Below are 11,304 nucleotides of genomic sequence, written 5' to 3'. Positions count from 1 at the left end.
CCGGAGCAACGATGGAGCGAGGGAACCCCGGCGAAGCCGGGGCCGGATGCAGGGGCAAGCCCTTTGGTTCCTTTCTGGCGTTTGAGAAAGGGACTCGCCTGGGAAGGCGAAACCAGAAACATCAGCAGAACTCGGCAAGCAGCCTGGCTCCGGACGTTCTAGCAACACTTAACGCAGACATAGCCAATTCATTCGCCAAGGGCAGCGCAGCTGCCCCCCCTTCTTGCGGTCGATCACGCACTCACCAACACTTCGAACCCGCCAAAGATCATCCGCTGGCCATCGAAGGGCATGGTGCTCGGGTCGGGTTTCATGCGCGGGTCTTCCATCACTTTCGCCATGCCTTCATCGCGAACCTGCTTCGAGGGCCAGGTGATCCACGAGAAGACCACGGTTTCGCCTTCCTGCAATTTCACCGACATGGGGAAGGAGGTCACCTTGCCCTCGGGCACGTCGTTACCCCAGCACTCGACGACGCTGAGCGCGCCGTACTCCTTGAAGACCCCGGCGGCCATCTCGGCCACCTTGCGGTAGGCCTCACGGCTGGCGGTGGGGACGGGCACTACGAAGCCATCTACATAGGTCATGATCGATCTCCTGTCTGGATTCCGTTCTGTCGATTGGAACCGGCCTTGACTGGCCGATCTAACCAAGAGTCGAAAGAGCTCGTTGGCGTTCGACAGGATTGTCGCCGTAATCGGATGGATCCGACCGGCGGTGAGGATTTTCTGATGGCCGCCGCCCTTGCTTTGGCCGGGCAGGGCCACCGATGATGCCTGGCTCTCACAACTGTGGCTGACAAGGAAGTACTGATCATGAAGTTCGGATACACGATCGCCTATGTGTCGGATGTGCGAAGCACCCTGGAGTTCTTCGGATTGGCATTCGGCTTACCTGTCCGCTTTCTGCATGAGTCCGGCGACTACGGCGAACTGGAGACTGGGGCCACGAGTCTGGCTTTCGCTTCCCATGAGCTTGGGGATATGAATCTTCCGGGCGGCCATGTCCGCGCCAATGAATCGTCGCAGCCATTGGGCATTGAAATCGCCTTGGTGACGTGCGATGTCCCTGCCGCCCACCAACGTGCACTGGCGGCCGGAGCGCAGGAGCTGGCAGCTCCGCAGGAACGACCCTGGGGGCAGGTGGTCTCCTATCTGCGTTGCCCTGACGGACTGCTGGTTGAGCTCTGTTCACCCATGGGAGAGTAGAACCTGCAATGGGTATCGCGGGGCACTCATACTCATCAATGGCGAGGTTCTGCGTTCGCCGAACCCGCAGATTGCCGCCTAGCCCTTTGATCCGCCCAAGAAGAAGCCCCGCATGAACGGGGCTTCTTTTTGGCGCCAGCCTTACTTATTTCGATTGTCGTACACGTGGCAGGCCTTGCCCTCGGAGCGCTTCAGCGAGTAGCTGGGGCGCAGGATGATGCGCGAGCTGATGCCGATGTAGGTCTTGATGTACTTGCCCAGCTCGTTGCAGACAGCTTGCTGCTGGGACTCACCGAGGTTCTCGTGCTCGTGCTTGAGCTCGACGTGGACCTCGATGCTGTCCAGGTTGCCGTTGCGGAACAGGTGGATCTCGTAGTTCTCGGAGAGTTGCTTGACCTTCAGCACCTGTTCTTCGATCTGGGTCGGGAATACGTTCACGCCGCGGATGATCAGCATGTCGTCGCTGCGGCCGGTGATCTTGTCCATGCGCCGCATGGGGCGCGCGGTGCCCGGCAGCAGGCGGGTCAGGTCGCGGGTGCGGTAGCGGATCATCGGCAGCGCTTCCTTGGATAGCGAGGTGAACACCAGCTCACCCATCTGGCCGTCCGGCAGTACGTCGCCGGTCACCGGGTCGATGATCTCGGGGTAGAAGTGGTCTTCCCAGATGGTCGGGCCGTCCTTGGTTTCGGCGCACTCCATGGCCACGCCCGGGCCCATGATTTCCGAGAGGCCGTAGATGTCGAGGGCGGTGATCCCCAAGCGCTCTTCGATGGCGCGGCGCAGCTCGGCGGTCCAGGGCTCGGCGCCGAAGATGCCGAGACGCAGCGCCAGTTTGTGCGGGTCGATGCCCTGGCGCTCGATCTCGTCGGCCAGGTTCAGCATGTAGGACGGGGTGACCATGATGATGTCCGGCTGGAAGTCGCGGATCAGTTGGACCTGCTTCTCGGTCTGGCCGCCGGACATCGGGATCACGGTGCAACCCAGGCGCTCGGCGCCGTAGTGGGCGCCGAGGCCGCCGGTGAACAGGCCGTAGCCGTAGGAGATGTGCACCTTGTCGCCCTTGCGGCCGCCGGCGGCGCGGATCGAGCGCGCCACCACGTTGGCCCAGGTGTCGATGTCGTTCTGGGTGTAGCCGACCACGGTGGGTTTGCCGGTGGTGCCGCTGGAGGCGTGGATGCGCACGATCTCGCTTTGCGGCACGGCGAACATGCCGTAGGGGTAGTTGTCGCGCAGGTCGCTCTTGCCGGTGAAGGGGAACTTCGCCAGGTCTTCGAGGGATTTCAGGTCATCCGGGTGCACGCCCTGTTCATCGAAGCGCTGGCGGTACAGCGGGACGTTTTCGTAGGCGTGCTTCAGGCTCCAGCGCAGGCGTTCCAGTTGGTGCTGGCGTAGCTGGTCGACGCTGGCGGTTTCCATCGGGTCAAGCAAGGCGGTATTGGCAATCATGTTCATGGTTTCACTCAAATTATTTTTATGCCGAAGCCATGTAGGCTCCTGAGTGCTGAGGAAGAGGATACTCCTCACCCGTTTTTCAGATCTCGGTTGTTGCGTTTCAGAGCCTTTCAATGATCAGGGCGATGCCCTGTCCCACGCCGATGCACATGGTGCAGAGGGCGTAGCGGCCCTGGCGTTCTTCCAGTTCGTGGAGGGCGGTGGTGACCAGGCGTGCGCCGCTCATGCCCAGCGGGTGGCCGAGGGCGATGGCGCCGCCGTTAGGGTTCACGCGCGGATCGTTGTCGGCCAGGCCCAGTTCGCGCAGCACGGCGAGGCCCTGGGCGGCGAAGGCTTCGTTCAGCTCGATGACGTCCATGTCGGCCAGCGACAGGCCAGTCAGTTCCAGCACCTTGCGGGTCGCCGGTACCGGGCCGATGCCCATGATGCGCGGCTCGACGCCGGCGGTAGCCATGCCCACCACGCGGGCACGCGCCTTGAGGCCGTGGCGCTTGGCTGCGGCACTGCTGGCCAGCAGCAGGGCGCAGGCGCCGTCGTTCACACCCGAGGCATTGCCGGCGGTGATGCTGCCGCCCTGACGGAACGGTGTGCCCAGCTTGGCCAGCTGTTCCAGGGTGGTGTCGCCGCGCGGATGCTCATCCTGCTCGACGATCTTCGGCGGGCCTTTGCGCTGGGGAATTTCTACCGGGACGATTTCCTTCGCCAGTCGCCCTTTGGCCTGGGCGGCGGCGGCGCGTTGCTGGCTGCGCAGCGCGAAAGCGTCCTGGTCCTCGCGGGAGACGTTGAATTGCTCGGCGACGTTCTCGGCGGTTTCCGGCATGGAGTCGATGCCGAACTGGCGCTTCATCAGCGGGTTGACGAAGCGCCAGCCGATGGTGGTGTCGAAGATGTCCGCCTGGCGGGAGAAGGCGCTTTCCGCCTTGCCCATCACGAACGGCGCACGGGACATGGATTCCACGCCGCCTGCGATCATCAAGCCGGCTTCGCCACAGCGCAGGGCGCGGGCGGCGTTGCCAATGGCGTCCAGGCCGGAGCCGCAGAGGCGGTTCAGGGTGGTGCCGGGTACGGTCACCGGCAGGCCGGCGAGCAGGGCGGACATGCGCGCGACGTTACGGTTGTCTTCGCCGGCCTGGTTGGCGCAGCCGTAGATCACGTCGTCGATGGCGCTCCAGTCCAGTTCGGGATGGCGCTGCATCAGCGCGCGCATGGGTACGGCGCCGAGGTCATCGGCACGCACTGCGGACAGGGCGCCGGCGTAGCGGCCGATGGGTGTGCGCACGGCGTCGATAATCAGGGCGTCATTCATCAGGGGTCTCCTGCGCGAGTACCGAGCCGCGCACTTTGTAGGACTTGCCGTGGAAGAGGGCGATCAGTTGCCCGTTCTGGTTTTCGATGCGCACGTCGTAGTTGCCGGTGCGGCCGCTGCGGCTTTGCTCGATGGCCTGTGCGGTGAGGGTGTCGCCGAGGCGCGCCGGGGCCACGTAGTCGATGCTGCAGCCGATGGCCACGGTGGCCTCGTTGTAGGTGTTGCAGGCGAAGGCGAAGGCCGAGTCGGCCAGGGCGAACAGGTAGCCGCCGTGGCAGGTGCCGTGGCCCTGGACCATGTCGTCGCGCACGCTCATGCCGACGCGGGCCTGGCCCGGTGCGACCGAGAGCAGGCGCATGCCCATGGCCTGGCTGGCGTTATCGCGCTCGAACAGTTCGCTGGCGCAGGCTTCTGCGAGGGAGAGGGCTTCGTGGTTAGTCACGGAAGCTCCTCCCTTCGGCAACCTGGCGGCGCAGCAGCAGGGAAGGGCGGTAGCGCTCTTCGCCATAGGCGGCCTGGAGGTTTTCCAGGGTGCGCAGGACTTCCTTCAGGCCGATGGCGTCGGCCCAGGCCAGCGGCCCTTGCGGATAGTTCACGCCGGCACGCATGGCCAGATCGATATCGCCAGCCGAGCCCACGCCCTGCAGCACGGCATCGGCACCTTCGTTGGCGAGCATCGCGACGGTGCGCAGCACGGCGAGGCCGGGGATGTCGCTGAGTTGGCTGACCTTCAGGCCGGCGCGTTGCAACAGCGCCACTGCCTGGTCTCGGGCTTGCCCGGACGTGTCGGTGGCGCAAGCGATGCCAAGGCGGCTGGCCTTGGCGTAGTCGAGGGCGAGGTCGATCAGCACCAGGTTGATGAGGCCGTCTTCACGGGAGCGCTGGCTGGCGAGACGTCCGTCGGACAGGGCGATCACTGCGTCACCTACCCGCAGCAGGCCCTTGCCGTCGCGGCGGACCACGTTCACGCCGGCGTCCACCAGGCGCTGTACCAGGGGTTCGGCAACGCCCAGGCTGCCTTCCACCACACAGGATTTCACGCTTGCATCGCTGGTCAGCTCGGCCGGTTGCGGGCGCTCAGCGCCTTCGGCGTAGCTGTAGAAACCGTGACCGCTCTTGCGGCCCAGACGGCCGGCGTCCACCAGTTCCTTCTGGATCAGCGAAGGCTGGAAGCGGAAGTCGCCGTAGTAGGCGTCGAATACCGAGCAGGTGACGGCGTAGTTGACGTCATGGCCGATCAGGTCGGTCAGTTCGAAGGCGCCCATGCGGAAGTCGCCCGCGTCACGCATCAATGCGTCGAGGGTGGCGCAGTCGGCGGCGCCTTCCTGCAGCAGGCGCAGGCTTTCGGCATAGAAGGGACGCGCCACGCGGTTGACGATGAAACCGGGGGTGGAGCGGGTATGCACCGGCTGCTTGCCCCAGGCCCTGGCGGTTTCGTACAGGCCTTCGGCGAGGTCGCGGTCGCTGGCCAGGCCAGAGACGATCTCCACCAGGGCCATCAGCGGCGCCGGGTTGAAGAAGTGCATGCCGATGACCCGGCCCGGATGCTGGAGGCCGGCAGCCAGGCTGGTGATGGACAGGGAAGAGGTGTTGCTGGCCAGGATGCAGTCGGCGCTGCACAGCGCTTCGAGCTGGCGCAGCAGGCCACGCTTGACCTCCAGGTTCTCGACGATCGCCTCGATCACCAGGCTGGCATTGGCGAGTGCCTCGATGGCCTCCACCGGTTGCAGGCGGGCAATCGTGGCAGCGCGGGCCTCGGCGGAGAGTTTGTTCTTCTCCACCAGACGGCCGAGTTGGCGGTCGATGCCGTCGATGGCCTGGGCGGAAGCACCAGGGCGGTTGTCATAGAGCTTGACCGGATGACCCGCCTGGGCGGCGACCTGGGCGATGCCGGCACCCATGGCGCCGGCGCCGATCACGGCAACGGTTGCGGATGTGTGAAGGGCGGGCATGGGCTCAGCGTCCTTTGAAGGCTGGGGTGCGCTTTTTCATGAAGGCGCTGACGCCTTCGCGGTAGTCCTCGCTGCGGCCAGCAAGGCGCTGCAGGTCGCGCTCGAGGTCCAGCTGCTCGTCGAAGCTGTTGTTCAGGCTGGCATTGAGGCTGCGCTTGATCAGGGCCAGGCCGTAGGTCGGCTGGGTGGCCAGGTGGCGGGCGAGCTTCTGGGCTTCCTCGCGCAGGGCGGCGTCGTCCACCACGCGGTAGATCAGGCCCCATTGCTCGGCCTGCTCGGCAGTCAGACGGTCGCCCAGCAACGTGAGGGCCTTGGCGCGTGCCATGCCGACCAGGCGCGGGAGGGTCCAGGTGCCGCCGGAGTCCGGGATCAGGCCGATCTTGCAGAAGGCCTGGATGAAGCTGGCCGAACGGGCGGCCAGCACCAGATCGCAGGCCAGCGGGATATTGGCGCCGGCACCGGCGGCCACGCCGTTCACTGCGCAGATCACCGGCATGGGCAGGTCGCGCAGGGTGCGGATCAGCGGGTTGTAGAACTTCTCGATGGATTCGCCCAGGTCCGGCGCGGCGGTGCCGGGTGCCACGTTGCGGTCGCCCAGGTCCTGGCCGGCGCAGAAGCCGCGACCTTCACCCGTCAGCAGGAGGACGCGCACCTCGGGGTTCTGGCGAACCTGCTTGAGCGCTTCGCGGACTTCGCCATGCATGGTGGCGTTGAAGCTGTTCAGTTGCTCAGGGCGGTTGAGGCTGAGGGTGGCGACACCCGCCTCGATGGAAAACAGGATGTGTTCGAAGTTCATGGCTTTGGGCGCTCTACGGAGTTCGAAGGGGCAGGGGCCTGGGTTACTGGCCGGTGAATTCGGGGCGACGCTTTTCCTGGAAGGCACGGATGCCTTCGTCGCGGTCGCGGGTGCCGGCCAGCAGGGTGAAGGCGTGGCGCTCGAAGCGCAGGCCGCTGGCGAGGTCGGTGTCTTCGGCCTTCAGCAGCGCTTCCTTGGCCAGGCGCACCGCCAGCGGCGCCTTCTGGGCGATGACGCGGGCGATGGCGATGGCGCGTTCGACGGTGAATTCCGGCTGGGTCACTTCGCTGACCAGGCCGGCGCGCTGGGCATGCCGGGCGTCGATGGATTCGCCGGTGAGCACCATCTGCATGGCCAGGGATTTGCCGACCGCACGCAGCAGGCGCTGGGTGCCACCAGCGCCGGGCATGATCCCGAGGTTGATTTCCGGCTGGCCGAAGCGCGCGTCTTCGCCGGCAATAAGGATGTCCGCATGCATGGCCAGCTCGCAGCCGCCGCCCAGGCAGAAGCCATTGATGGCGGCGATCAGCGGCTTGCTGAAACGGGTGATGCGCTGCCAGTGGGCCAGGCGTGGATCATTGAGGATGCCCACCAGGTCGCGCTCGGCCATTTCCTTGATGTCGGCCCCTGCGGCAAAGGCCTTGCGGCTGCCAGTGATGACCACGACACGGGTCTCGGCATCCTGTTCGGCGGCATCCAGTTCAGCGGCCAGCTCACCCAGCAACTCTGTATTGAGCGCGTTGAGCGCTTCCGGGCGCTGCAGGGTGATCAGGAGGACACCCTGCTCGGGCGGCAGGACAGCAAGGGTACGAGACATGTCGACTCTTCCTCAGGTGCACGCACGGCCGTTGTCAGCCGCTCTTATTAGTGGGTTCGGGGTGGACCCCTTCCTGTATCGACCCCGCTGAGGGCAGGGCGACTTTGGCCGGAGTATAACCACAAAGCGATACAAAACAATAAGTGTAGATATGATTTATGTGTCTCATATCGAATGTCTTTACTACCAAGGGCCAGATAGCCAGGGGCAGGAATTATCTCTGTATCGCCGGATTTTCGGGCTTGCGTGGATGTTTGTGGGCTTGTCGAGCATGCCGATGACCGGTCGTCATCTGATACAGATGGCTGCGCTTTTATGTTTGTGATTGATGTGATACAAAATTCGACATCGAGCGAATCGCTTTGCGCCACCTTGTGGCTTTACCCGTTTGTTGAGGAGTTCTCTCATGTCGACCACCGCCCGTGCCGCCGCTCTCGAGTTGTTCGAGCACCACCGTGGCACCCTCGAGCGTGCCATCCAGGCAATCAGCGAGCGCGGCTACTGGTCGCCCTTCCCGGAAAGCCTCAAGCAATACCCGGAAGAGGCGGTGAAGGGCGCCCAGGCGGCCTTCGAGGCACTGCTCGGCCAGCACTTCACCCTGGCCGGCCCGCAGCCGGTGGGTCGAGCCGGCGCCGAGCGTTCGCCCTATGGTTTCGACCTGGGTGTGACTTACGACCAGTACGACGCGAACGCGCTGCTGGCGCGTATGCAGGCGGCGCTACCGGCCTGGCGCGATGCAGGCCCGAACGCGCGGGTGGGCGCCTGCTTGGAGATCCTCCAGCGCCTCAACGCGCTGAGCCCGACCCTGGCCCATGCGGTGATGCACACCAGCGGCCAGGCCTACATGATGGCTTTCCAGGCCGGCGGCCCCCACGCGCAGGACCGTGCCCTGGAGGTGCTGGCCTACGCCTGGCGCGCCATGGCCGAGGTGCCGGAAGCGGCGCGCTGGACCAAGCCCCAGGGCAAGCAGGACCCGCTGGTGCTGGACAAGCGCTGGCACATCGTTCCGCGTGGCCTGTCGCTGGTGATCGCCTGCTCGACTTTCCCCACCTGGAACACCTATCCCGGCCTGTTCGCCAGCCTGGCCACCGGCAACCCGGTGCTGGTCAAGGCACACCCCGGCGCGATCCTGCCGGTGGCCATGAGCGTCAAGGTCGCCCAGGACGTGCTGGCTGAACTGGGCTACGACCCCGCGCTGGTCAGTCTGGTGGTGGATACCCCGCAAGCCCCGGTAAGCCAGCGCCTGGCCCTGGACCCGCGCGTGAAACTGGTGGACTTCACCGGCTCCAATGCCTTCGGCAACTGGCTGGAAGACAATGCCCGCCAGGCCCAGGTGTTCACCGAGAAGGCCGGCATCAACAGCGTGATCATCGACAGCGTGCGCGACATCAAGGCCGTGGCGCGCAACCTGGCCTTTTCCCTGAGCCTCTATTCCGGCCAGATGTGCACCACCACCCAGGCCATCTACGTACCGCGCGGCGGCATCCGCAACGGTGAAGAGCAATTGAGCTTCGATGAGGTCGCTCAGACCCTGGCCGGCGCCGTTCGCAGTTTCCTCGCTGACAACGAGCGTGCCTGTGCGGTGATCGGCGCCATTCAGTCCGAGGCCACCGCCCAGCGTATCCAGGCCTGCCGCGTGCTTGGCGAGGTGCTGCTGGACAGCGAAATGCGCGAGCATCCGCAGTTCCCCGGCGCGCGCATCCACACACCGCTGCTGCTGAAGGTGGACGCCGCCGACCGCGATGCCTATTCCGAAGAACGCTTCGGCCCTATCGCCTTCGTCATTGCCACCGACGACACTGCGCACAGCCTGCGCCTGGCGGGGGAGGTGATCGCCGAGAAGGGCGCCCTGACCCTGGGCGTGTATTCCACTGACGAGGCCGTTCTTGACCAGGCCGAGCAGCTGTCCCAGGAGGTCGCGGTGGCCCTGTCGGTCAACTTCGATGGCGGCGTTTTCGTCAACCAGTCCGCGGCCTTTAGTGACTTCCACGCCAGCGGCGGCAATCCGGCGGCCAACGCCTCTATCACCGATGGCGCCTTCGTTTCCCGTCGTTTCGTCACCGTGCAGAGCCGTCGCCACGGCGTATAAGAAGAAGGAGCGTCCGATGACTTGCTACAGCCTTGATGGATTGACCCCGGTGGTGCATCCCACCGCCTACGTGCATCCCAGCGCCGTGCTGATCGGTGACGTGATCATCGGCCCGGGCTGCTACGTCGGCCCCCTGGCCAGCCTGCGTGGCGACTTCGGCCGGATCGTCCTGGAGGAGGGCGCCAACATCCAGGACACCTGCGTAATGCACGGCTTTCCCGACAGCGACACGGTGGTCGAGCGCAATGGCCACATCGGCCACGGTGCTGTGCTGCACGGGTGTCGCATCGGCGAAGACGCCCTGGTGGGCATGAATGCAGTGGTGATGGACGGCGCGCAGATCGGCGCGCGCTCCTTCGTTTCGGCTACCGCCTTCGTCAAGGCCGGCTTCAGCTGCGAGGCACAGTCCCTGGTGATGGGCGCACCGGCGCAGGCCAAGCGCCGCCTCAGCGATGAGGAAGTGGCCTGGAAACAGGCGGGTACCCGCGAATACCAGCTGTTGGCCCAGCGCTGCCTGACGAGCCTGGAAGTCTGCGCGCCTCTGGCGGAGGTGGAGGCCGACCGACCGCGTATCGCCGACCGTGGCCTGCGCCCAAAGGGTACTTCGTCGCAATGAGTGCGGTCTTCGCACACCGGGGGTGTTCCCCGATGGTCATGCCGATGAGCCTGCGGGTATATTCGGCATCTTTTCCGTTTCCAGAATGCCCATGACTTCGCTCGTGCCCTTGGATCAACTCGTCACCCGCTTCCAGCAGCAGACGCCCATTCGTGCCAGCTCGCTGATCATCACCCTCTACGGCGATGCCATCGAGCCCCACGGCGGGACTGTCTGGCTGGGCAGCCTGATCCAGTTGCTGGAGCCCATGGGCATCAATGAACGGCTGATCCGCACGTCCATCTTCCGCCTGACCAAGGAAGGCTGGCTGAGTGCCGAAAAGGTTGGCCGGCGCAGCTACTACAGCCTGACCGGCACAGGCCGGCGGCGGTTCGAGAAAGCCTTCAAGCGGGTCTACAGCTCCAATGTGCCGGCCTGGGATGGCGCCTGGTCGCTGGTGGTGCTTTCGCAACTACCCCAGGACAAGCGCAAGCAGGTGCGCGAAGAGCTGGAATGGCAAGGTTTTGGTGCGATTTCGCCCACCGTGCTGGCCAACCCGCGCTGCGACCGCGTGGACCTGACCGCCACCCTGCAGGAGCTGGACGCCCTGGAAGACAGCATCATTTTCGAAACCCGCTCCCAGGACGTGCTGGCCTCCAAGGCCCTGCGCATGCAGGTTCGCGAGAGCTGGAACATCGACGAGCTGGGCACGCACTACAGCGAATTCATCCAGCTGTTCCGCCCGCTCTGGCAGGCCCTGCGCGAGCAGGAGAACCTGCAACCGGCCGACTGCTTTGTGGCCCGAACCTTGCTGATCCACGAATACCGCAAATTGCTGCTGCGTGACCCACAACTGCCCGATGAACTCCTTCCGGGCGATTGGGAAGGCCGCGCGGCGCGTCAGCTGTGCCGCAATATCTACCGACTCATCTTTGCCAAGGCAGAGGAATGGCTGAACGCGGCGCTGGAAACCGCGGATGGTCCGTTGCCTGACGCCGGAGAGAGCTTCTATCAGCGATTCGGTGGATTGAGGTAAAGCAGCCGCCCAGGGGGCGGCAGTCACGGACGAGGTGAACCCGGCCTGGCCGG

At 65.1% G+C, this 11,304-nt stretch carries 11 protein-coding genes; 4 read left to right on the top strand and 7 right to left on the bottom strand.

Going from position 1 to position 11,304, the window contains the following annotated elements; all coding sequences use genetic code 11:
* Positions 1–233: 233 nt before the first annotated feature.
* Complete coding sequence (locus FFS60_RS06995; RefSeq protein ID WP_028627346.1) at positions 234–587, bottom strand: DUF1428 domain-containing protein; 354 nt, start codon at positions 585–587, stop codon at positions 234–236.
* Positions 588–815: 228 nt separating this feature from the next.
* Here FFS60_RS06995 and FFS60_RS06990 point away from each other — a divergent pair, with 228 nt between their 5' ends.
* Complete coding sequence (locus FFS60_RS06990; RefSeq protein ID WP_137821518.1) at positions 816–1,208, top strand: VOC family protein; 393 nt, start codon at positions 816–818, stop codon at positions 1,206–1,208.
* Between the two features lie 141 nt (positions 1,209–1,349).
* Here the strand turns inward: FFS60_RS06990 and paaK are convergent, their stop codons facing one another.
* From paaK to paaF, 6 genes are all read right to left on the bottom strand, one after another.
* The gene (gene paaK, locus FFS60_RS06985; protein ID WP_137821517.1) at positions 1,350–2,660 is read right to left on the bottom strand and encodes a phenylacetate--CoA ligase PaaK; all 1,311 of its coding nucleotides are present in this window, start codon (positions 2,658–2,660) and stop codon (positions 1,350–1,352) included.
* Between the two features lie 100 nt (positions 2,661–2,760).
* The gene (pcaF, locus tag FFS60_RS06980; protein ID WP_137821516.1) at positions 2,761–3,966 is read right to left on the bottom strand and encodes a 3-oxoadipyl-CoA thiolase; all 1,206 of its coding nucleotides are present in this window, start codon (positions 3,964–3,966) and stop codon (positions 2,761–2,763) included.
* On the bottom strand, positions 3,959–4,408 hold the full coding sequence (paaI, locus tag FFS60_RS06975; RefSeq protein ID WP_028627351.1) for a hydroxyphenylacetyl-CoA thioesterase PaaI: 450 nt from the start codon (positions 4,406–4,408) through the stop codon (positions 3,959–3,961). Before paaI ends, pcaF begins: the two co-directional genes overlap by 8 nt.
* A complete protein-coding gene (paaH, locus tag FFS60_RS06970; RefSeq protein ID WP_137821515.1) occupies positions 4,401–5,918 on the bottom strand; it encodes a 3-hydroxyacyl-CoA dehydrogenase PaaH in 1,518 nt (505 codons plus the stop codon). The genes paaI and paaH overlap by 8 nt, the downstream gene beginning before the upstream one ends.
* A 4-nt stretch (positions 5,919–5,922) precedes the next feature.
* A complete protein-coding gene (gene paaG, locus FFS60_RS06965; protein ID WP_137821514.1) occupies positions 5,923–6,714 on the bottom strand; it encodes a 2-(1,2-epoxy-1,2-dihydrophenyl)acetyl-CoA isomerase PaaG in 792 nt (263 codons plus the stop codon).
* 43 nt (positions 6,715–6,757) lie between these two features.
* The gene (gene paaF, locus FFS60_RS06960; protein WP_137821513.1) at positions 6,758–7,531 is read right to left on the bottom strand and encodes a 2,3-dehydroadipyl-CoA hydratase PaaF; all 774 of its coding nucleotides are present in this window, start codon (positions 7,529–7,531) and stop codon (positions 6,758–6,760) included.
* A 406-nt stretch (positions 7,532–7,937) separates the two neighbouring features.
* Here paaF and paaN point away from each other — a divergent pair, with 406 nt between their 5' ends.
* The 3 genes from paaN to paaX all read left to right on the top strand — a co-directional run bounded on the left by paaN (position 7,938) and on the right by paaX (position 11,251).
* Positions 7,938–9,620 carry a phenylacetic acid degradation protein PaaN gene (gene paaN / locus FFS60_RS06955; RefSeq protein ID WP_137821512.1) on the top strand — a complete coding sequence of 561 codons (1,683 nt, stop codon included), beginning with the start codon at positions 7,938–7,940 and terminating at the stop codon, positions 9,618–9,620.
* A 16-nt stretch (positions 9,621–9,636) separates the two neighbouring features.
* Positions 9,637–10,236, top strand: a complete 600-nt coding sequence (gene paaY / locus FFS60_RS06950) for a phenylacetic acid degradation protein PaaY (protein ID WP_137821511.1) — start codon at positions 9,637–9,639, stop codon at positions 10,234–10,236.
* A gap of 91 nt (positions 10,237–10,327) precedes the next feature.
* On the top strand, positions 10,328–11,251 hold the full coding sequence (gene paaX / locus FFS60_RS06945) for a phenylacetic acid degradation operon negative regulatory protein PaaX (protein ID WP_137821510.1): 924 nt from the start codon (positions 10,328–10,330) through the stop codon (positions 11,249–11,251).
* Positions 11,252–11,304: the final 53 nt, after the last annotated feature.

The sequence above is a fragment of the Pseudomonas sp. D(2018) genome (assembly GCF_005502555.1).
Classification (GTDB): Bacteria; Pseudomonadota; Gammaproteobacteria; order Pseudomonadales; family Pseudomonadaceae; genus Metapseudomonas; species Metapseudomonas resinovorans.
Note: the sequence above shows the minus strand (reverse complement) of the source record. Positions and strands in the feature narration are given on the sequence as shown.